The following is a 21671-nucleotide window of genomic DNA, read 5'->3' on the forward strand; positions in this document are numbered from 1 at the left end:
GCTGGCCGCAATTCGATATTGATGTGGGGGGTAAACCGGCAGGACGCCGGTTTAGCCGCCCCGCGCCATGGATGGCGCGTGGCGGCGGCCCCCCACATCAATGTCGGATTGCGGGCACACCGAGCATTAGCGAGGTGCCGAGTGGTGGGGCAAGAGCCCTTTTGGTTACTTTTGGGGCTCTTTTCCAAAAGTGACCCGCTGTAAAAGCGGAACCCTAAGTAGCCGTGACCGCAGCAACGGATATGTACTCAACCCAATCCACCATCCCGGCCGCCCCAGAGGCCGCCATCGGGGGCAAGCCCCCTCCCACATTGAGCGCGATATGCAGTCGGGGCACTGACATCAAACCGTCATCTTTCCACCACCTTCCTGCCACATTCCCTCGCTAATGTCCTCGCCAATGAGATCGATCTCAAGCGAGCCCCAATGACTGACCTGAAAGACGTAGCACGCCTGGCTGGCGTGTCCCGCGCCACCGCCGCCCGCACTTTTGCTTCACCGGACCAGGTGCGCCCGGTCACCCGTGAACAGGTGTTCGCCGCCGCCCGTGAGTTGGGTTTCCGGCCGAACCTGCTGGGCCGCCAGTTGCGCCTGCAGACCACCCAACTGATCGGCGTCGTGGTGCCCAACCTGCTCAACCCAGTGTTCGCCGAGCAGTTCCAGGCCATGGAGCGCGCCGCGCGGTCTCGGGGCTACAGCCTGGTGCTGGCCACCACCGATTACAGCAGCGAGCGCGAAAGCACGGTAGTGGAAGAACTGTTGCGCCAGCGCGTCGACGGTCTGGTACTGACGGTCACCGATGCCGAAAGCAATGCCGTGCTCAGCAGCCTGAACACCGAAAAGACACCCTTCGTGCTGGCCTACCATCAGCCGAGCAACCCCAACTATAGCGCCGTGTCGGTCGACAACCGCGCGGGCATGGCCCTGGCCACGCGTTATCTGCTGGACGCCGGGCACCGCCGGATCAGCATGGTCGCCGGCCCCGCGTTGCAGTCCGACCGTGCCCGTCTGCGGCATGCGGGGTATTGCGAGGCGATGGAAGCGTACGGTCTCAAGAGCCGCCCGGTGATCGAAATGCCGGCCCACACCCAGGCCGAGTTCACGGCGATCGCGCCGTTTCTCAAGAGCCCCGACGCGCCCACGGCGTTGGTGTGTTCCAACGACTTCCTGGCGATCAGCCTGATTGCCGAACTGCGCCGCAACGCCTGGAACGTTCCTGGGCAACTGTCTGTGATGGGCTTCGATGGCATCAGCCTCGGCACCCAGATGCACCCGACCCTGTGCAGCGTGGTGCAGCCCATTGCGCTGCTGGCCAGCACCGTGATTGACCAACTGCTGGCGCAAATCGCCGGCAACGCCCCGACGTCCCATTGCCTGCCTTGCCATATCCGGCCAGGCGAAAGTACCCAGCCCCATGAGGAGACCCTTGATGCGCGCACTCAGTAAAACCCTGGCAGCCCTGCTGCTGTGCGGTGCGGCCAGCCTGGCCCAGGCCGCCGACACTGCGATTTGCTACAACTGCCCGCCGGACTGGGCCGATTGGGGCACCCAGCTCAAGGCCATCGCCGCCAGCACCGGCGTGCAGGTGCCGCTGGACAACAAAAACTCCGGCCAGTCCCTGGCGCAGTTGGTGGCGGAAAAAGCCGCGCCGGTGGCCGACGTCGTTTACTACGGCGTCACCTTCGGCCTGCAGGCGCAAAAAGCCGAGGTGGTCGACACCTACAAACCCAAGGCCTGGGAGCAGATTCCCGCCGGCCTGAAAGACCCCGCCGGCCATTGGTTCGCGATCCATTCCGGGACCCTGGGCATCATGGTCAACGTCGACGCACTTGGCGGTCTGCCGGTGCCGCAAAGCTGGGCCGACCTGCTCAAGCCTGAGTACAAAGGCATGGTCGGTTACCTCGATCCGTCCAGCGCCTTTGTCGGCTACGTGTCGGCGGTGGCGATCAACCGCGCCATGGGCGGTGACCTGGACAACTTCGCCCCGGCCATCGACTACTTTCGCAAACTGGCAAAAAACAGCCCCATCGTGCCCAAGCAGACCGCCTACGCACGGGTACTGTCCGGCGAGTTGCCGATCCTGGTCGACTACGACTTCAACGCCTACCGCGCCCGCTACAAAGACCAGGCCAATGTCGCCTTCGTGATTCCGCAGGAAGGCAGCATCAGCGTGCCCTACGTCATGAGCCTGGTCGCCAACGCGCCACACCGTGCGAACGCGGAAAAAGTCCTCGACTTCGTGCTCTCGGACGAGGGCCAGGCACTGTGGGCCAAGGCCTACCTGCGCCCGGTGCGGCCGATGAAAATGCCGGCGGACGTCGCCGCACAGTTCCTCCCGGACAGTGACTATGCCCGCGCCGGTGTCGTGGACTACGAAAAAATGGCCGCTGTGCAGGAAGCCTTCGCCGCCCGTTACCTGAACGAGGTCAAGTAAGTGGCGACATCGGCAAAACACGCCGCCTGGGCACTGGCCCCGGCCTTCGCGGTGCTGCTCGCGTTCTGGCTGTTGCCGCTGGCGCACCTGATGGTGCTCGGCGCCGAAAGCCGCGATGGCAGCGGCAGCGGCTACTGGCAGGTGCTCAGCAGTGCGCAGTATTTGGGCAGCCTGGGGCAAACCCTGATCCTGGCAGGGATGGTGACGCTGGTCGCGCTGGTGATCGGCGGTATCAGCGGTGTCTTCCTCGCACGGCAACAGTTCTTCGGGCGCTCGGCGCTGGTGGCATTGCTCACGTTCCCGCTGGCGTTTCCCGGGGTGGTGGTGGGGTTCCTGGTGATCCTGCTGGCGGGGCGCCAGGGACTGTTTGCCGCCCTGGGCCTGCAACTGGCCGGTGAGCGCTGGATCTTTGCCTACTCGTTGGCAGGGCTGTTCGTGGGCTACCTGTACTTCTCGATTCCCCGGGTAATTCTGACGGTGATGGCTGCCTGCGAAAGCCTCGACCGCAGCCTGGAGGAGGCCGCGCATTCACTGGGGGCAGGGCACTGGCGCGTGGTCTGCGATGTGATCGTGCCGGGCCTGGCGCCGGCGCTGGCGTCGTGCGGTGCGATCTGTTTTGCCACGTCCATGGGCGCGTTCGGCACGGCGTTCACCCTGGGCACGCGCCTTAACGTCACGCCCGTGGCGATCTATAACGTGTTCACCAATTACGCCAACTTTGCCGTCGCCGCTGCGCTGTCGGTGGTGCTTGGCGCGGTGACCTGGGCCGTGCTGCTGCTCACGCGGCGCCTGGTGAAAAATTCGGGGACTGTGCTGTGAAGCGCTCATCGCTGTTTGTGCTGCAACTGCTGTTTACCCTGTTGGTGTGCGCCTTCATGTTGGTGCCGGTGCTGCTGTCGCTGCTGGCGGGGCTGACACGCAACTTCTTTGTCGGCGTTTCCAGCGGCTTGACCTTCGACTGGTTGATCCAGGTGTGGCAAGCCTATTCACCCACTGTGTGGCTCTCGCTGCAACTGGCCCTGGCCTGCGCGGTGTGCGTCTGCGTGATCGGTGTGCCGGCGGCCTATGCCCTGGTGCGCATGAACAACCGTTTCAGTCGCGCCTTCGAAGAACTGATGGTGTTGCCGGTGGCGATGCCAGGGTTGGCCAGTGCGTTGGCGCTGCTGCTGACGTACGGCCAGTTCGGCAGCTTTCGCAGCAGTTGGCTGTTCATCCTCGTCGGCCATGTGCTGTTCACCTTGCCGTTCCTGGTGCGCCCGGTGATGGCGGTGATGCAGCGCCAGCAACTGCCGGTATTGGAAGAAGCTGCCGCCAGCCTCGGTGCAGGTCCGATCAAGCGCTTTTTCAGCGTGGTGGTGCCCAATTGCCGGGCGGGGATTCTGGCCGGCGTACTGATGGTGGTCACCCTGAGCCTGGGTGAATTCAACCTGACCTGGATGCTCCACACGCCGATGACCAAGACCCTGCCGGTGGGCCTCGCCGACAGCTACGCCTCGGCGCGCCTGGAAATCGCCAGTGCCTACACCCTTATCTTCCTGCTGATGATCGTGCCGCTGTTGATTGCGCTGCAGGCCATCAGTGCCCGTTTGTCCCGTGGAGAGCGTCGATGACCGCTATTACTATTGGCCTGCAAGGCTGTCGCAAGGCGTTTGCCGACGGCACCGTGGCCGTGCATGACCTGGACCTGACCGTCGAAGGCGGCGAAACCCTGGCGATCCTCGGCCCGTCCGGCTGCGGCAAAACCACCACGTTGCGCTTGATCGCCGGCCTGGAACGCCCGGACGTGGGCCAGGTGTTTTTCGGTGATCAGGACGTGACTCGCCTGCCCATTGAGCGCCGCGATGTGGGCATGGTGTTTCAGAACTACGCGCTGTTTCCCAACCTGGATGTGGCCGGCAACATTGTCTACGGCTTGAAGATTCGAGGGATGGCGCCGCGAGAGCGCAACAAGCGCTGCGAAGAACTGCTTGAGTTGGTGGGCTTGCAGCAGCACGGCAAGCGCAGTATCCATGAACTCTCCGGCGGCCAGCGCCAGCGCGTCGCCCTGGCTCGCGCCCTGGCGCCACGCCCGAAAGTATTGCTGCTGGACGAACCGCTGGCGGCCCTCGACGCACAACTGCGCGAGCGCCTGCGCAGTGAGTTGAGCGAACTGCTGCGCGGCCTTGGCATCACCTCGGTGTTCGTCACCCACGACCAGGGCGAAGCCATGGCCCTGGGCGACCGTATCCTGGTGATGGAGCACGGACGCATCGCACAACTGGCCAGCCCACGGGATATTTACCAGAAGCCGGCCAATGCCTTTGTCGCAGGCTTTGTCGGCAACCTCAACGCCTTCGCCGTGAGCGGGTCGTCGCCCAAGGGCTTGAAAGTCTGCGGCGGCGAACTGCCGTGGCACGGCGCCGACCAGCCCGACACCCTGTATTGCCGCCCCGAACATCTGCGGGTGATGGAAAGCGAAGGGCACTTGCACGGGCGTCTGCTGGCGCAGTTCTTCCAGGGCGCGCAGAGCCGTTTGCTGGTGGACGTGGGCGGCCCGCAACCGTTGCTGGTCGACAGCAGCGACAACCAGCTGTACGCCGTCGGCGCGCCGATTGCCCTGGCGATTGCGCCGCACATGTTGTTCACCCTGAATGCGTGAGAATCCACTGTGAATCATCCGTTTCTCGTTGCACAGATCAGCGACCTGCACCTCAAGGCCGGCCAGCGCCTCACCTATGGCGTGGTTGACACCCTGGGCGCGCTGCGCCGCGCCGTCGATCACCTGAACGCCAGCCAACCACGGCCTGACATCGTGGTGATCAGTGGCGACCTCGTGGACTTTGGCCGCGCCGATGAGTACGCCGTGCTGCACCCTGAACTCGCGCGCCTGCACATGCCGTGCTACCTGGTGCCCGGCAACCACGACGCGCGCGGGCCGTTGCTCGATGCGTTCGGCGATCATGCCTACTTGCCGTTATCGGCAGAGGGCCCGCTGGACTGGGTGGTAGACACGCATCCGCTACGCCTGATCGGCCTCGACTCCACCATTCCCGGCAGCCATGGCGGCCAGTTGCTGGACAGCCAATTGCACTGGCTCGATGAGCAACTGGCGCTGCGCCCGCAGGCGCCGACCTTGCTGATCCTGCATCACCCGCCGTTTATCAGCGGCATCGGCCATATGGACCGCGAACCCTTCATCAACGCCGCCGCCCTGGAGCGCGTGGTGGCACGTCACCCGCAGGTGGAGCGCCTGTTGTGCGGGCATCTGCACCGGCCGATGCAGCGCCGTTTCGGTGCCAGCCTCAGTTGTGTATGCCCCGGCACGTCCCACCAGATCGTGCTGGATTTGCAGGATGCGGCGCCCGCGCATTTCAACCTGGAGCCGCCGGGGTATCTGTTGCATCGCTGGGATGCGCAACAGGGTTTGATCAGCCATAACGGCGTGTTTGGGGACTATCCGGGGCCGTATCCGTTCTATGACGCGCATGGGTTGATTGACTGAGGTTTCGATTCCGCTGATGTAATCACTGTGGGAGCCTGTGTATCTACACAAAAAACTCGAGCGCGAGGCCGGACCTGATACGCCTCGGTCCTGTGGGAGGGGGCTTGCCCCCGATGGCGGCCTTAGGGCCAGCCAGTATCTGGGATCACACCGAGTACATATCCATTATTTAGGTAACGGCCACTTAGGGTTCCGCCCTGACGGCGGGTCACTTTGGAAAAGCCCCAAAGTAACCAAAGGGCTCTTGCCCCACCACTCGGCACCTCGCCCAGGCTCGGTGTGCCCTCTCTCCGGCTTGAATCCGTGGGCCGCCGCAATGGGCCATCCCTGGCCCAGTGCGGCTAACCCGGCGTCCTGCCGGGTTACCCACGGATTCAAGCCTGCGTTCGGCCAGCGTGGTTTAACGGGGCGCCTGAGATCAAAAGCAGATCAAGATCAAGAGCGGCTCGCTTCGCATCGTGGTTACGGGTGGGCGCTGCGTTGCTGTCTGTATGAATAAATTTTGTATTCATCTAAAGAAAAATGAGTTTGTCTCATTATCACCATCTCCCGACAATGACCGCCATAGATACCGACATTGGAGATAAAAAGTCATGGCAGTCGCTCATTCCCTCGGATTTCCGCGCATTGGACGCGATCGTGAACTGAAAAAAGCGCAGGAAGCGTTCTGGAAGGGCGAGCTTGATGAGGCCGGCCTGCGCGCCGTGGGGCGTGACTTGCGCAAGGCCCATTGGGACCTGCAGAAACAGGCCGGCATCGAGTTGCTGCCCGCCGGTGATTTCGCCTGGTATGACCAGGTGCTGACCCACTCGCTGATGTTTGGCGTGATCCCGGAGCGTTTCCGTCCGGCCGATGGCCAGGCCACGTTGCACACGTTATTCGGCATGGCCCGCGGCGTCAGCGATGCGTGCTGCGCCGGCGCTCACGCCCAGGAGATGACCAAGTGGTTCGATACCAACTATCACTACCTGGTGCCGGAGTTCAGCGTCGATCAGCAATTCCACCTCGGATGGGACCAGTTGTTCGAAGAAGTCCAGGAAGCCCGCGACCTCGGGCACGCCGTCAAGCCGGTGGTGATTGGCCCGCTGACGTACCTGTGGCTGGGCAAGGCCAAGGGCGGCGACTTTGACAAGCTTGATCTGCTCGACCGCCTGCTGCCGCTGTACGGCCAGATCTTCCAGCGCCTGGCGGAGCTGGGTGTCGAGTGGGTGCAGATCGACGAGCCGATCCTGGTGCTCAATCTGCCGCAGGAGTGGAAGAACGCCTTTGAGCGTGCCTACAACCTGATCCAGCGTGATCCGTTGAAGAAACTGGTGGCCACCTACTTTGGCGGGCTGGAAGAAAACCTCGGCCTGGCCGCCAATCTGCCGGTCGACGGGCTGCACATCGACCTGGTACGCGCGCCGGAGCAATACCCGACGATTCTTGATCGCCTGCCGGCTTATAAGGTGCTGTCCCTAGGCGTGGTCAACGGCCGTAACGTGTGGCGCTGTGACCTGGAAAAAGCCTTGGCGACGTTGCAACACGCCCAGGACAAACTTGGTGAGCGCTTGTGGGTCGCGCCGTCCTGTTCACTGCTGCACAGCCCGGTGGATCTGGCGCGTGAAGACCAGTTGGACGGCGAGTTGAAGAGCTGGCTGGCCTTCGCTTTGCAAAAGTGCGCGGAAGTCGCGGTACTGACCCAGGCCCTCGACCAGCCCGAGGCGCCGCAGGTGCTGGCCGCGCTGGCTGAGAGTCGTGCGGTACAGGCTGCGCGCGCCGCTTCGCCGCGTATTCACAAGCCCGCCGTGCAAGCGCGCGTTGCCGCGATCAGCGCCAGGGACAGCCAGCGCCAATCGCCGTTTGCCCAGCGTATCGAGAAGCAGCGGGCCGGCCTCGACCTGCCGCTGTTTCCCACCACTACCATCGGTTCGTTCCCGCAAACTGCGTCGATCCGCCTGGCGCGCCAGTCGTACAAGGCCGGCAAGTTGAGCGAAGCCGAATACGTCGAAGCGATGCACAGCGAGATCAGGCACGCGGTCGAGGTGCAGGAGAACCTCGGGCTGGATGTGCTGGTGCACGGTGAGGCCGAACGTAACGACATGGTCGAATACTTCGCCGAGCAATTGGACGGCTACGCGTTCAGCCGTTTCGGCTGGGTGCAGAGCTACGGTTCGCGCTGTGTGAAACCGGCGCTGATCTACGGCGACCTGAGCCGTCCGAAAGCGATGACGGTGGAGTGGATTCGCTATGCCCAGGGCCTCACGCGCAAGGTGCTCAAGGGCATGTTGACGGGCCCGGTGACCATGCTGATGTGGTCGTTCCCACGGGAAGACGTGAGCCGTGAAGTGCAGGCCCGGCAGTTGGCCCTGGCGCTGCGTGACGAGGTGGTGGACCTGGAAGCCGCCGGTATCAGGATCGTGCAGATCGACGAGGCCGCGTTCCGCGAAGGCTTGCCGTTGCGTCAGGCGCAATGGCCGCACTACCTGGACTGGGCCACCGAAGTGTTCCGCCTGTGCGCCTGCGGCGTGCGTGACGAGACCCAGATCCACACCCACATGTGCTACAGCGAATTCAACGATGTGATCGAGTCCATCGCGGCGATGGATGCCGACGTCATCACCATTGAAACCTCGCGCTCGGACATGGCGTTGCTCGATGCGTTCGAAGCCTTCGCCTACCCCAACGACATCGGCCCCGGCGTCTACGACATCCACTCGCCACGGGTGCCGGAGGTGGCGCAGATGGTTGACTTGCTGCGCAAGGCGGCCAAGCGGATTCCGGCTGAGCGGTTGTGGGTGAACCCCGATTGCGGCCTGAAAACCCGTGGCTGGCCGGAGACGGAAGCGGCGTTGATCCACATGGTGACGGCGGCGCGCCAGCTGCGTGCGGAACTGGGCTGAGGGCGAAGATTGCGCGGTAGACGTTTGCGTTGTACGGCATACTGCGCCAATGACTTTCGACTCGCCGCTCGCCGCTTATCAACACGCTATCGCCCGGCAGGGCTTCGTGCCCGACGACGCTCAACGCCGGGCGGTGCAGGCCTTGCAAGCCTGTCACCAGGCGTTGCACCAGAGTGGTTCGCCGATTACCGGCGTTTACCTGTGGGGGCCGGTGGGGCGCGGCAAGACCTGGCTGATGGACCAGTTCCATCAAAGCCTGCGCGTGCCCGCGCGCCGCCAGCATTTTCATCACTTCATGGGCTGGGTGCACCAGCGCTCGTTCCAGCTCACCGGGACCCGGGACCCGCTGCAGGCGGTGGCGCGGGAACTGAGCCGGGACGTGCGCGTGCTGTGCTTCGACGAGTTGTTCGTCAATGACATCGGTGACGCAATCATTCTCGGCCGTCTGTTTCAGGTGATGTTCGAGGAGGGCGTGGTGATGGTCTGCACCTCCAATCAACCCCCTGAGCATCTGTACGCCGAAGGTTTCAACCGTGAGCGGTTCTTGCCGGGTATCGCGGCGATCAATCGGAATATGCAGGTGCTGGCCGTGGACGGCGGCGAGGATCATCGCCTGCATCCCGGCGTGGGTCTGCAGCGCTACTGGGTCAATCGGCCCGATGCACTGGCCACGCTGTTCCGGCAGATGAGCGACGGGCAAACCCTCAGCGACGAGAAGGAAGTGAACGTGGGGCATCGCACGATAGCGGCGGTGCAGGCCAGTGACGCGGTGCTGTGGTGCCGTTACGCCGAGCTCTGCGAACAACCCCTGGCGGCGATGGATTTCATGCTGCTGTGTGATCGCTTCAAGGCCATCCTGCTGGGAGAGGTGCCCAACCTCAGCGCACAGCAGCGCCCTGGTCGTATTGCCCGGGGTACCGAAGACGGCGCCGAGCGCGTGGTCGCGGGGGATCGGCAATTGCCGGAGTTGTCCAGGCATGATGACAGCGTGCGACGCTTCATCGCGCTGGTGGATGAGTGTTACGACCGCAAAGTGCCGTTGTTCATCGAGGCCCAGGTGCCGCTGGAGCGTCTCTATACCGAAGGCTACCTGGCGTTTCCTTTTCGTCGCACCTTGAGCCGCTTGCGCGAAATGCAGCTGCAGCGATTCGGCGCCTGAGAGCCCCGCGTTCACTGCGCTTGAGGCGTTGGATACGTGCAATCTACGCGCTTTCTGTCAGACATTTGTCGTTAATCTCCTTCATCTACTGCCGACTCCATGCTTACAATCAACCTTCTCAAAGGGAATCGGTTCCCTGGTTGTCGTTATCGAGGAAGGAAATGGACACCCCAGACATCCTGGTGCTGCAAGCCAGCTACACCAACGCCGTACACGCCGATGCCATCGGTTCGCTGCTCAACCACTATGCTGAAGACCCGATGGGCGGCGGCCACAGTTTGCCGGCCGACCTGTTGCAGCAACTGCCTGCGGAGCTGGCCAAGCGCCCTCATGCGTTCAGTGTGCTGGCGTTCGTTGGGGGTGTCCCGGCCGGGCTGGTCAATTGCTTCGAAGGGTTTTCGACCTTCGCCTGTCGGCCCTTGGTCAATGTCCACGATGTGATGGTGGCGCAACAGTTTCGGGGCTTGGGGTTGAGTCAGAAGATGCTGCAGAAGGTCGAGGAAATCGCCCGGCAGCGCGGTTGCTGCAAGATCACCCTGGAAGTGCTTGAAGGCAATGCGCTGGCCCAGTCGGCGTATCGCAAGTTCGGTTTTGACGATTCGGTATTTGATCCCGCCCATGGCCGCATGTTGTTCTGGAACAAGTCACTTTAATAAAAGCACTGCAAAAAAAGGCGCGATGATGATCGTTCCCACGCTCCGCGTGGGAACGCCGCCCCGGACGCTCCGCGTCCTGCTGTCAGCGAAAAAACGGCACTCGCGCAATGGTGACGCAGAGCGTCACGGGATGCATTCCCACGCGGAGCATGGGAACGATCAAGGAACGATCAATTGTTGTTCTGGAACAAGTCACTTTAATAAAAGCACAGAAAAAAAGGCGCGATGATGATCGTTCCCACGCTCCGCGTGGGAATGCCGCCCCGGACGCTCCGCGTCCTGCTGTCAGCGAAAAAACGGCACTCGCGTAATGGTGACGCAGAGCGTCACGGGATGCGTTCCCACGCGGAGCATGAGAACGATCAAGGAACGATCAATTGTTGTTATGGAACAAGTCACTTTAATAAAAGCACTGCAAAAAAAGGCGCCATTGAATGGCGCCCAATAAAACCTTTGCCAAAGGAGCGGGTTGGCACAGGGTACTTGCGGATTAACTCAGTATTAAATCAACTTTTGGGTTGGGCGGGTTCGGCAGTAGTGGCTTTAACCGGTTTGCCATCGGCGGACACAACTTGCTGTTCGGCCTTGCCGTGAGTTGTTTCCTGAATGAAGCTGAAGTTTTTGTAGAACTCCCTGGAACGCTCTGAACCGCCCTCTGCAAAGGCGGCGGCGGAGGTCAGGGTCATCAGACTGGCAAGCATCAGTGTCGAAAGTTTCATGACGGTATTCCCATTAATAGTGATAGGTGTCCGGTCACTCCATGATCGGATCGTGGGGCGACTATGGCGCTATCTTATTAAGTGGGAATTAACGAAATTGCCCCGCGAAGTTAATAGTTTTTAACTTCGCAGGGCAGGGTGCTACAGCCTCCAGTCCAATGCCAGGGTAATCGAGCGCGGATCGCCCCAATACACGCCATTGTAAAAACCGACGCGCTCGTAATATTTCTTGTCAAACAGATTATTGACGTTGATCGACGCCGTCAGCTGCTCGTCGAACTCGTAGCGAGACATCAGGTTGACCACGGTGTAGCCCGGTTGCTCGATCTTTGCCCGCGTGGTGATCAAGTTGCCTTTGTCATTGCGTTCGCCCGTGGGCCGGTTGCCGAACTCATGGATGTCGCTCTGCCAATTCACCGCGCCGCCCACGGTCAGGTTGCGCCAGGCCCCCGGCAGGCGATAAGCGCTGGATATTTTCAGCAGGTTCAACGGCTGGCCGGTGTTGTTGCGCTGGCCGGTACCATTCACCGAATGGGTGTAGGTGTAGCCGGCGGTCAGGTTCCAGTCCGGTGTGATTTCGCCGGCCGCCTCCAGCTCGAAACCCTTCACCTTGTTACCCTTGCCGCCGGATTTATAGTATTCCTCGCCGGTGACCGGGTTGGGCGGCACCGCGTCATCGCGCTCGGCAACGTTGTCCTGGGTGCTCCAGAAATACGCCGCCGCCAGGTTCAGGCGCTCGTTGAGCACGCTGCCCTTGAGGCCAACTTCATAGTTGCTGCCAACCACCGGCTCCAGGTATTTCTTGTTCACATCTTTCGCGCTTTGCGGCTTGAAAATGTCGGTGTAGCTCGCGTAGACGGTGTACTGCGGCGTGATGTCGTACAGCAGCCCGGCGTAGGGCGTGAACATATCGTTATGGGTCTGGCCGGTCTTGCCGGAAGCGGTCAGTTGATTGTTGGCGTTGTATTCGGGGGTGGCGCTTTCCAGCTCCCAACTGCCGTAGCGGCTGCCGAGTACGGCATGCAGGCGGTCGGTCAGGCTCAGGCGAGTGGCGAGGTAGCCGGCTTTCTGTTGTTTCTTGCTGTGCTCGCCCTTGAGGTCGGTGACCTCATCGGTGAACTTGCCGATACCGCCCATGTGCTTCCAGTCCGCGATGGGGTAATAGCTGGCAGGCAGGTTGTTGCGCATGAAGGGCGAAGTATCCCGTTGCGCGGCCTCTCCATAGCCCATCATCAGCGCATGTTCGCGGCCCAGCAGCGCGTAGCTGCCGGCCAGGTTGAGGTCGATGGCTTCCATTCTCGACGTGCCGCGCATATGGCTGGCCCAGGCGGTCATGCCGCTGCGGTCGGCATTGGGGAAACCCGCGCCGCCGTAGTACACCTTGCCATCGGTATCGCTCTGGCGATGGGTGTAGGCGGCCTTCAGGTGCCAGTCGCCGCCGAGGCGATGGTCGAGGGTGGCGAAGGTGGTCTTGTCGGTCAGCGGCCAGGAACTCCAGTGCGCGGCCATGTTGGTCGAGCGCGACAGCCCGGCCTTGCCGCCCTGGCTGTTCCAGTAGGGCACGGTGCCCCAGGACGTGCCTTGTACCTGCTTGTCCTGGTAATCAAAACCTACGGCCAGCACGGTGTCGTCGGACAGGTCGCCCTCGAGAATGCCGTAGCCGACCGCGCGCTGCAGTGCATAGTTATCGCGCAAGGATTTGCTGTCACGGTACGCCAGTACGCTGCGCCCGCGCAGTTTGCCGTCGAAGGCCAGCGGGCCGCCGACGTCGAGGTAGCTGTAATAGTTGTCATGGGTGGCGCCACTGATCCCGGTTTTCGCCTGCCATTGGGCGGTCGGGCGCTTGCGTACCATATTGACGGTGGCCGAAGGATCGCCCGCGCCGGTCGTCAGGCCGGTGGCGCCGCGCACCACTTCGATACGGTCATAGATGATGGTGTCGGCATCGCTCTTCATGTAGCCGAAGGTGTTGAGCATCCCGTCAATCTGGAAGTTGTTGATGCCGTAGCCACGGGAGGTATAGGACACGCGGTCGGAGTCATTGTGCTGGACGTTGATGCCGGTGGTCTGGCGCAACACATCGGTCAGGGTGTTGAGGTTGAAATCATCCATCTGCTGGCGCGTGATCACCGAGATCGATTGCGGGGTTTCCTTGACTGACAGGTTCAGGCGGGTGGCGGTGCTCATTGAGCCCGTGGTGTAGGCGCCGGTGTGCTCGGTGGTCGCGCCCAGGCCGTCGGCGGTGACGCGGGTGGCGCCCAGTTCGAGGGCTCTGGCGGGGGCGTGTTCGGGGTCGGTTTCGGCCAGCAGTTCAGCGCTTGGCGCAAGGCTGAACAGGCCCAGGGTAAGGGTGATGGAACGGGTGAAAGGCGCGAGCATCGCGGCGAACTCCTTGTCGTCTTTGAGGCCGCCCCGGAAAGGGCGGGTATGGCTCAAAGACGAAAGGAGGCGCGGAACTTTAGGCTTTAACGAGAATGATTATTATCTTTCGTTTATAAACATCTCGGTTACTTGACCACCACCTCGGTGCTATCGGCCTTTTTCGGTTTGATCAGGCTGAAGTCGATCAAGGCTTTCTGCTTGGTTTCGTACGGGTTACCGATCAGCAGGGGACGCGGCTTGAAGCTGTCACTGGCCAGGCTTTTGCTGCGGTCCAGCTCGTCGAAGCTCAAACCGGCCAGGTCCGCCCAGGTGTGGATCAGCTGCGAGCTGCTGTAAGGCCGCTGCAGGTCGCCAGCGAAGCTCCAGTCGTGGCTTTCGCGCCACTTGGGTGAGGCGTAGGCCATAAAGGGAATGGTGTACATCGGCGCGGTCGGCTTGCCTTCGTTGCGGCCCAGGGTGTCATGGCCGACAGAGTCGAACACGTCTTCGCCGTGGTCCGACAGGTACAGCAAAAAGCCGTTGGGGTCGGTCTTGGCGTAGTCCTTGATCAGGCTCGAGACCACGAAGTCGTTGTACAGCACGGCGTTGTCATAGCTGTTGTACGTCGGCAACTGGGCGTCGCTGACACCCGGCGGCACGCCCTGGCGATCGGTGAACTTGTCGAACGTCGGCGGATACCGGTACTGGTAGCTCATGTGCGTGCCCAACAGGTGCACCACGATGAACTTGCGCTCGGCGGTATCGGCCAGGGCCTTGGAAAACGGCGCGAGTACATCGCCGTCGTATTGGCGGGCGTTCTGGTTGCGGTTGTTGTTCAGGTACACCTGCTCGTCGGCCTGTTCGGAAAAGGTCGTGAGCATGGTGTTGCGCTTGGTCATGGTCTGCTGGTTGGTGATCCAGAACGTCTTGTAGCCGGCCTGTTTCATCACGCTGACGATCGACGGCGTCTTGAGGTACAGGTCAGGGTTTTCTTCGTCGGCGAAGGTCAGTACCTGTTGCAACGCTTCGATGGTGTAGGGGCGCGGGGTGATGACATTGTCGAATACCGCCAGTTGGTCGCGCAGCTTGTCCAGTTCCGGCGTGGTATTGCGCGGGTAGCCATAGAGGCTCATGCGCTGGCGGTTGGTGGACTCGCCGATCACCAGTACCAGCGTGGACGGCTGGCCGGCCATGCTGTCCTTGAGGTTTTTCAAGGGTGGAATCTGGCTGGCGCTGGTCAGCATGCCTTGCATGTTGTCCAGTTGTTCGGTGTAGCGGCGGTAGGCGACGATCATCTGCCAGGGCACAGCCGGTTCGATCCGGGTTTCAAAGCGGTCGATGGCCTGTTCCATGGTGTCGCTGGTGGCGATCTGCTTGACCAGCGGGTAGCCGACAATCGCCAATACGATGGCGATGGCCGCCACGATCGACTGGCCGCGCGGCAAGTACACCGGGCGCAAGCGTGTCCACAGGAACACCGCGAACGCGGTGTGGGCAATGAACGCCAGCACGATCCACCAGGCAAAATACTGGGTGGCGTATTCGCCCGCTTCAGAAATGTTCGACTCGAACATGATGAAGATCACGCTCTGGGAAAATTCCTGCTGGTAAATAAAGAAGTAACCCAGGCTGGCCATGGAGCAGGCCCACAGCACCACGCCGATCACGGCGGCCAGTACCCGCGTTTGCCGGGGGAACAGCAGCATCGGCGCCAGCCACAGTGCACTCATGAAGAATGCCTGGCGGAATCCACTGAAGCCGGACGTACCGGTCAGTTGGATAAGCAGTTGGGTAATACCCGAGAAATACCAGAAAAACAGGAATAGCCAGCCAAGGCCGGCCCAATCAAAACCTTTCGCAGTCGTCGTGCTGCGTTTGAACATCGCCATCCAGCGCCCCATCAGAAAATGATCGTCGCGCACACGCGCGCAACATCGGGCCGCTCAGAACATGAGCGGCATCGCGGGCGGGAGTATCGGGACAGGCGTGTGAAAACTTTGTGAGTTTTCTGTAGGTATTGCCTTACAAACTAACCAAAGGCGTTCAGCAGAGTGCGGGCTTGGCGCCGGACGGCAGCTCCAGCTGGGCCTGGAGGTGGGAACGCAGGCGCAGGACTTCCTGTTGCAACTGATCGCGCTCATCCTTCAACTGACGCAACTCATCGCGGCGGATGCTGACATAGAGGGTCTGTGGCGGTCGGGTCATCTGTGCTGTGCTCATTGCTTGCCTCGCAAATAGCCGGGTAGATCGCGCCGCCGAAACAGGTGAGCGGCAGCAGTCGTGGCAAGTTTGAATTCTTTTTCACATCAAGGGAACTTTTTTATTTTTGGTGGTCGTGTGACTTTTGCCACCGTGATGGTGAAATGCTGGCAACTTTTTTAGCATGAAACTACGCGGATCCGCTCTGGACTAACCCTCATTAGCCTCATTGCGCTATAAACTATGTCACACATTTTTTAGCAGTTAGGAGCATCAGCACATGCAACTGGGGATTATCGGACTAGGCCGCATGGGCGGTAACATTGCGCGGCGCCTGATGCTCAATGGGCATACCACCGTTGTATATGACCGTAACGAAGCCTTTGTCAAAGGCCTGAGCGAGGAGGGCGCCACCGGCGTCGCCGACTTGAAAGCCCTGGTGGCCGGCCTGCAAAAGCCTCGCGCTGTGTGGGTAATGTTACCGGCGGGCGCTCCCACCGAAGACACCATCAATGAACTGAGCGGGCTGCTGGAAAGCGGTGACGTGATCATTGATGGCGGCAACACCAATTACAAAGACGACGTACGTCGCGGCAAGGCCCTGGCGGAAAAGGGTCTGCACTACGTCGACGTCGGCACCTCCGGCGGCGTGTGGGGGCTGGAACGCGGCTACTGCATGATGATCGGTGGCGACGTCGAAACCGTGCAGCGCCTTGATCCGATCTTCAAGAGCCTGGCGCCTGGCATTGGCAGCATCCCACGCACCAGGGACCGTTCGGCCTCCGCCGACCCGCGTGCCGAGCACGGCTATATCCATGCCGGCCCGGCGGGCTCCGGCCACTTCGTCAAGATGATCCACAACGGCATCGAATACGGCATGATGCAGGCGTTTGCCGAAGGTTTTGACATTCTCAAGACCAAGAACTCGGACAACCTGCCCGAAGACCAACGCTTCGACCTGAACGTGGCCGACATTGCCGAAGTCTGGCGTCGTGGCAGCGTAGTGTCGTCGTGGCTGCTGGACCTGACCGCCGACGCCCTGGCGACCGATCCGAAGCTGGACGGCTATTCCGGTTCCGTGGCTGACAGCGGCGAAGGCCGTTGGACCATCGAAGCGGCCATGGAGCAGGCGGTGCCGGTACCGGTGCTGTCGACGTCGCTGTTCGCCCGTTTCCGTTCGCGCCAGCAGAGCACCTACGGTGACAAAATGCTCTCGGCCATGCGCTTCGGCTTTGGCGGCCACGTGGAGACTTCCAAAAAATGACCGCCAACGGCAAGAAACCCAAGGCCGAACCCGCTCCACCCACTACCTTGTTTCTGTTTGGCGCCCATGGCGACCTGGTCAAGCGCCTGCTGATGCCGGCGCTGTACAACCTGAGTCGCGACGGGCTGCTGGGCGATGGCCTGCGCATTGTGGGTGTTGATCACAACGCCATCAGCGACGCTGACTTCGCCAAGAAACTCGAGGACTTCATTCGCACCGAAGCCGCCGGCAAGGTCCGGGGCAATGCCGACAATGGGCTGGACCCACAGTTGTGGGCCCAGTTGGCCAAAGGCATCAGCTACGTCGAGGGTGACTTCCTCGACGACAGCACCTACGCCGATATCGCGCAGAAAATTGCCGACAGCGGCAGCGCCAATGCGGTGTTCTACCTCGCGACAGCACCGCGCTTCTTCAGTGAAGTGGTGCAGCGCCTGGGCAGTGCCGGGTTGCTCGATGAGACGCAGGAGGGGTTTCGCCGCGTGGTCATCGAGAAACCGTTCGGTTCCGACCTGGCCAGCGCCGAAGCGTTGAATGCGTGCCTGCTCAAGGTGATGAGCGAGAAGCAGATCTATCGCATCGACCATTACCTGGGCAAGGAAACGGTGCAGAACATCCTGATCAGCCGTTTCTCCAACGTGCTGTTCGAGGCGTTCTGGAACAACCATTACATCGACCACGTGCAAATCACCGCCGCAGAAACCGTCGGCGTCGAAACCCGGGGTAATTTCTTCGAAAAAACCGGCACGCTGCGGGACATGGTGCCCAACCACCTGTTCCAGTTGCTGGCCATGGTCGCGATGGAGCCTCCGGCAGCCTTCGGTGCCGACGCAGTGCGCGGTGAGAAGGCCAAGGTGGTCGGTGCCATCCGGCCCTGGTCCCTGGAAGATGCGCGGGCCAACTCCGTGCGCGGCCAGTACACCGCCGGTGAAATCGCCGGCAAGCAACTGCCGGGCTATCGCGAAGAAGCCAATGTCGCGCCTGACAGCAGCACCGAGACCTTCGTTGCGCTCAAGGTGATGATCGATAACTGGCGCTGGGTCGGCGTGCCGTTCTACCTGCGAACCGGCAAGCGCATGAGCATTCGCGACACCGAGATCGTGATCTGCTTCAAGCAGGCGCCTTACGCGCAGTTTCGCGACACCGACGTCGATGAGCTCAAGCCCACCTACCTCAAGATCCAGATCCAGCCGAACGAAGGCATGTGGTTCGACCTGCTGGCCAAAAAGCCCGGGCCGACCCTGGAAATGGCCAATATCGAGCTGGGGTTCGACTACAAGGACTTCTTCGAGATGCAGCCGTCGACGGGCTATGAAACCCTGATCTACGACTGCATGACCGGCGACCAGACCCTGTTCCAGCGCGCCGACAATATCGAGAACGGCTGGCGCGCCGTGCAGCCGTTCCTGGATGCCTGGAAAGAAGACGATGGCATCCAGACCTACAAGGCCGGCGAAGATGGCCCGGCGGCGTCGGATGCATTGCTGGCCCGCGATGGCCGTGCCTGGCATAGCCTCGGATGAGTGATGCAGCGATTCATCCCATCCGTTTTATCCTCAGTGATGTGGACGGCACCTTGCTGCATCCGGATCACAGCCTCAGCCCGCGCACAGCCGATGCGATTCGCGCGTTGCATGATGCCGGGGTGTTTTTCAGCCTGGCCAGCGGGCGCCCGCCCAAGGCCATGATGCACCTGATCGAGACCTTCGGTATCGACGTGCCGGTGGCGGGTTTCAACGGCGGTACGTTGATCAACCCCGATGGCAGCATCCTGGTGGCCCACCATCTGCCGGCGGAAGCGGCGTTAGTGACCCTGGCACTGTTCTCGGCCGAACCGGATGTGGAAGTCTGGGTGTTCGCCGATGGCGACTGGCTGCGCCGTGACTCGCCCGGGCCGATGGAGCAGCGCGAAGCCGACGGACTAGGGTACGGGCCGGTGGTGGTGGAGAGTTTCGAGCCCTACCTGGACCGGGTCGACAAGATCGTCGCCGCGAGCAATAACACTCAGTTGCTGGTGGAGCTGGAAGCGCAGTTGCAGCCGAAGGTAAAGGGCCTGGCTCAGGTCTCACGTTCGCAGCCGGTTTATCTGGATGTGACGGCGATGCTGGCGAATAAAGGCGAGGCCTTGAAGACCCTGGCGGCGCACCTCGAGGTGCCGCTTGCGCAAACGGCAGCCATCGGCGACGGCGGCAACGATCCGGCGATGTTCCAGGTGGCCGGGTTATCGATTGCCATGGGCCAGGCGGAAGAAACCGTCAAGCGTCAGGCCAGCGTGGTCACCGGCAGCAATGTCGAGGACGGTGCTGCCGAAGCGTTCGAGCGATTTATACTCAACGCACGATAAGTAAGTGCAACTTCCGATCACTGTAATGCAGTGATCGGAAGTTCCCGCCTCACTTACTTGGGCATTGCCCATTGCTGCAACTGGTAGCCACTTTTGTCGAGCTCGGCACGGGCCTGCAACAGCAAGTCTTCCAATTGCGCCGGGTCAGTGTAAGTGGTCGATGACAGCTGTTGGCTACCGATACGGGTATTGGTGCGGTCGATGACGCTCAGGCTGAGGGCGCCATGACCGTCGTGCCAGGCCACGCACTGGAAGGGCTGGAAGGCACGGTCTGCAATCAAAAGAGCTTCGTTGATGCGCAGCGGAGCGTTCATGTGTGTCGTCTCTCTCTGTGCCCATTCAAGTGAATACCGGCGGTTGGGCTGACCGTGCGGTGGGTTACTTGTACTGATGCACGATGGTGGGGGGCGGGTCACATGTCAGGACAAGAAATTTTAACTTTCCCTGACTGAAGTCATCTAAGCGGCTGTTTTAAAAGCGGAACTAACGTTTGGCCGGTGGGCAACTTTTTACAGGTTGATGGCTTTTTGCTCGCACTTATAGCGAAAGGGTACAAGCACGGCGTCAATATTTTGATATGTTGCTGTCTGGTCGCTACAAACTATTGTTTCTATTAATAAAAACTGACGCCAAGGAATAGTCATGGTTGTGACTTCTGCGCAACGCCGCTTGTTGGTCGTCGACCCCTGCGAGGATTGTCACGGGTTGCTGCCCGGCTTGCGCACGGTCGGATGGGAAGTCGACAGCTGTACCCTCGAAGATGTCGGTGAGCGGTCCTGCGATGTCGGCCTGTTGCGGTTGCAGCCTTGTCATCTGGAACGGCCCGAGGCGGTCAAGGAGCTGATTGGTCGTAGCGGCACCGAATGGATCGCGGTACTCAGCCAGGACGTGCTACGCCTGCAGAACGTCGGGGATTTCGTCTGCGAATGGTTTTTTGACTTCCACACCTTGCCGTTCGATGTGTCGCGGGTGCAGGTCACCCTCGGGCGCGCCTTTGGCATGGCGCGCCTGCGCGGCAAGGGCAACACCCCGGTGGGTGGGCCCGAGCATGAGTTGCTGGGCGATAGCCGGCCCATTCGCGAACTGCGCAAATTGCTGTCGAAGCTGGCGCCCACTGAATCGCCGGTACTGATACGGGGAGACAGCGGCACCGGCAAGGAACTGGTGGCCAAGATGCTGCACCGGCAGTCCCAACGACATGCCAAGCCGTTCGTGGCGATCAACTGCGGAGCGATTCCTGAACATCTGATCCAGTCGGAACTCTTCGGCCATGAAAAGGGCGCCTTCACCGGTGCGCATCAGCGCAAGGTCGGACGCATCGAGGCCGCCCACGGTGGCACGCTGTTCCTTGATGAAATCGGCGATCTGCCCATGGAGCTGCAAGCCAACCTGTTGCGGTTTCTCCAGGAGAAACAGATCGAGCGCGTGGGCGGCAGCCAGCCCATCCCGGTGGATGTGCGGGTGCTGGCTGCGACCCACGTTGACCTTGAGGCCGCCGTCGAGAAGGGCGCCTTTCGCGAGGACCTGTATTACCGGCTGAACGTGCTGCAAGTCGTCACCGCGCCCCTGCGCGAACGCCATGGCGACGTGGCGATGCTGGCCAATCACTTTTCGCGTTTCTATAGCCAGGAAACCGGCCGCCGCCCGCGCAGCTTCAGCGAAGAGGCCTTGGTGGCGATGGGCCGACACCCGTGGCCGGGCAATGTGCGTGAACTGGCCAACCGTGTGCGCCGTGGCCTGGTCCTGGCTGAAGGGCGCCAGATCGAGGCGGTTGACCTGGGATTGCAAGGCCCGCAGGCCGTGTCGCCGCCGATGGCGACACTGGAAGATTACAAGCACCGCGCCGAGCGCCAAGCGTTGTGCGACGTACTTCACCGGCACAGCGACAACCTGAGTATCGCGGCCCGGGTGCTGGGCGTTTCCCGGCCGACGTTTTACCGGTTGCTGCACAAACACCAGATCCGCTAGGTTTTTTTCAAAGGGTGCATGCAAATCAAAATGTGGGAGGGGGCATAGGCCACACACCGCCGTAGCCGGTAACCACGATGCGAAGCGAGCCGCTCTTGCTTTTGATCTTGATCTCAGGCGCCCCGTTAAACCACGCTGGCCGAACGCAGGCTTGAATCCGTGGGTAACCCGGCAGGACGCCGGGTTAGCCGCACTGGGCCATGGATG

General features: G+C 61.5%; 18 protein-coding genes. 13 read left to right on the forward strand and 5 right to left on the reverse strand.

All coding sequences use genetic code 11. From position 1 onward, the window contains the following. The first annotated feature begins 426 nt into the window (after positions 1–426). From J1G34_RS25475 to J1G34_RS25515, 9 genes are all read left to right on the forward strand, one after another. Entirely contained in the window at positions 427–1446 is a 1020-nt protein-coding gene (locus J1G34_RS25475; protein ID WP_065887407.1) for a LacI family DNA-binding transcriptional regulator, read from the forward strand. Then, complete coding sequence (locus tag J1G34_RS25480) at positions 1430–2434, forward strand: ABC transporter substrate-binding protein (protein ID WP_065887406.1); 1005 nt, start codon at positions 1430–1432, stop codon at positions 2432–2434. The genes J1G34_RS25475 and J1G34_RS25480 overlap by 17 nt, the downstream gene beginning before the upstream one ends. Then, complete coding sequence (locus J1G34_RS25485; RefSeq protein ID WP_065897756.1) at positions 2435–3253, forward strand: ABC transporter permease; 819 nt, start codon at positions 2435–2437, stop codon at positions 3251–3253. It abuts the gene before it with no gap. Further along, positions 3250–4044, forward strand: coding sequence for an ABC transporter permease (locus J1G34_RS25490; protein ID WP_065887404.1), 795 nt, complete (start codon positions 3250–3252; stop codon positions 4042–4044). Before J1G34_RS25485 ends, J1G34_RS25490 begins: the two co-directional genes overlap by 4 nt. Continuing rightward, entirely contained in the window at positions 4041–5072 is a 1032-nt protein-coding gene (locus tag J1G34_RS25495; protein WP_222994805.1) for an ABC transporter ATP-binding protein, read from the forward strand. The genes J1G34_RS25490 and J1G34_RS25495 overlap by 4 nt, the downstream gene beginning before the upstream one ends. 9 nt (positions 5073–5081) lie before the next feature. Continuing rightward, positions 5082–5915 carry a phosphodiesterase gene (locus J1G34_RS25500; RefSeq protein WP_065936579.1) on the forward strand — a complete coding sequence of 278 codons (834 nt, stop codon included), beginning with the start codon at positions 5082–5084 and terminating at the stop codon, positions 5913–5915. Positions 5916–6508: 593 nt separating this feature from the next. Next, on the forward strand, positions 6509–8797 hold the full coding sequence (gene metE / locus J1G34_RS25505) for a 5-methyltetrahydropteroyltriglutamate--homocysteine S-methyltransferase (RefSeq protein ID WP_065936578.1): 2289 nt from the start codon (positions 6509–6511) through the stop codon (positions 8795–8797). Between the two features lie 49 nt (positions 8798–8846). Continuing rightward, on the forward strand, positions 8847–9956 hold the full coding sequence (gene zapE / locus J1G34_RS25510) for a cell division protein ZapE (protein WP_065936577.1): 1110 nt from the start codon (positions 8847–8849) through the stop codon (positions 9954–9956). Positions 9957–10117: 161 nt separating this feature from the next. Beyond that, on the forward strand, positions 10118–10609 hold the full coding sequence (locus J1G34_RS25515) for a GNAT family N-acetyltransferase (RefSeq protein WP_122484545.1): 492 nt from the start codon (positions 10118–10120) through the stop codon (positions 10607–10609). 509 nt (positions 10610–11118) lie between these two features. Here J1G34_RS25515 and J1G34_RS25520 read toward each other — a convergent pair. The 4 genes from J1G34_RS25520 to J1G34_RS25535 all read right to left on the reverse strand — a co-directional run bounded on the left by J1G34_RS25520 (position 11119) and on the right by J1G34_RS25535 (position 15912). Then, positions 11119–11331, reverse strand: coding sequence for a hypothetical protein (locus J1G34_RS25520; protein ID WP_065893035.1), 213 nt, complete (start codon positions 11329–11331; stop codon positions 11119–11121). 141 nt (positions 11332–11472) lie between these two features. Beyond that, a complete protein-coding gene (locus J1G34_RS25525) occupies positions 11473–13710 on the reverse strand; it encodes a TonB-dependent siderophore receptor (protein WP_122464114.1) in 2238 nt (745 codons plus the stop codon). 128 nt (positions 13711–13838) lie between these two features. Beyond that, entirely contained in the window at positions 13839–15581 is a 1743-nt protein-coding gene (locus J1G34_RS25530; RefSeq protein WP_222994806.1) for a phosphoethanolamine transferase CptA, read from the reverse strand. Positions 15582–15735: 154 nt separating this feature from the next. Next, positions 15736–15912, reverse strand: a complete 177-nt coding sequence (locus J1G34_RS25535) for a DUF6026 family protein (RefSeq protein ID WP_163003427.1) — start codon at positions 15910–15912, stop codon at positions 15736–15738. 259 nt (positions 15913–16171) lie between these two features. Here J1G34_RS25535 and gnd point away from each other — a divergent pair, with 259 nt between their 5' ends. The 3 genes from gnd to J1G34_RS25550 are packed head-to-tail and all read left to right on the forward strand — an operon-like array spanning position 16172 to position 19496. Continuing rightward, positions 16172–17155: a phosphogluconate dehydrogenase (NAD(+)-dependent, decarboxylating) gene (gene gnd, locus J1G34_RS25540; RefSeq protein WP_065887395.1), complete on the forward strand. Its 984-nt coding sequence runs from the start codon at positions 16172–16174 to the stop codon at positions 17153–17155. Further along, complete coding sequence (zwf, locus tag J1G34_RS25545) at positions 17152–18675, forward strand: glucose-6-phosphate dehydrogenase (RefSeq protein WP_065887394.1); 1524 nt, start codon at positions 17152–17154, stop codon at positions 18673–18675. Before gnd ends, zwf begins: the two co-directional genes overlap by 4 nt. After that, positions 18672–19496: an HAD family hydrolase gene (locus J1G34_RS25550; protein WP_222994807.1), complete on the forward strand. Its 825-nt coding sequence runs from the start codon at positions 18672–18674 to the stop codon at positions 19494–19496. The genes zwf and J1G34_RS25550 overlap by 4 nt, the downstream gene beginning before the upstream one ends. 53 nt (positions 19497–19549) lie before the next feature. Here the strand turns inward: J1G34_RS25550 and J1G34_RS25555 are convergent, their stop codons facing one another. Continuing rightward, a complete protein-coding gene (locus J1G34_RS25555; protein WP_065887392.1) occupies positions 19550–19810 on the reverse strand; it encodes a hypothetical protein in 261 nt (86 codons plus the stop codon). A gap of 328 nt (positions 19811–20138) precedes the next feature. Between J1G34_RS25555 and J1G34_RS25560 the strand changes: the two genes are divergently transcribed. Next, a complete protein-coding gene (locus J1G34_RS25560; protein WP_065895814.1) occupies positions 20139–21464 on the forward strand; it encodes a sigma-54 dependent transcriptional regulator in 1326 nt (441 codons plus the stop codon). Positions 21465–21671 lie beyond the last annotated feature (207 nt).

The sequence above is a fragment of the Pseudomonas sp. Wu6 genome (genome assembly GCF_019891515.1).
GTDB lineage: Bacteria > Pseudomonadota > Gammaproteobacteria > Pseudomonadales > Pseudomonadaceae > Aquipseudomonas > Aquipseudomonas orientalis_A.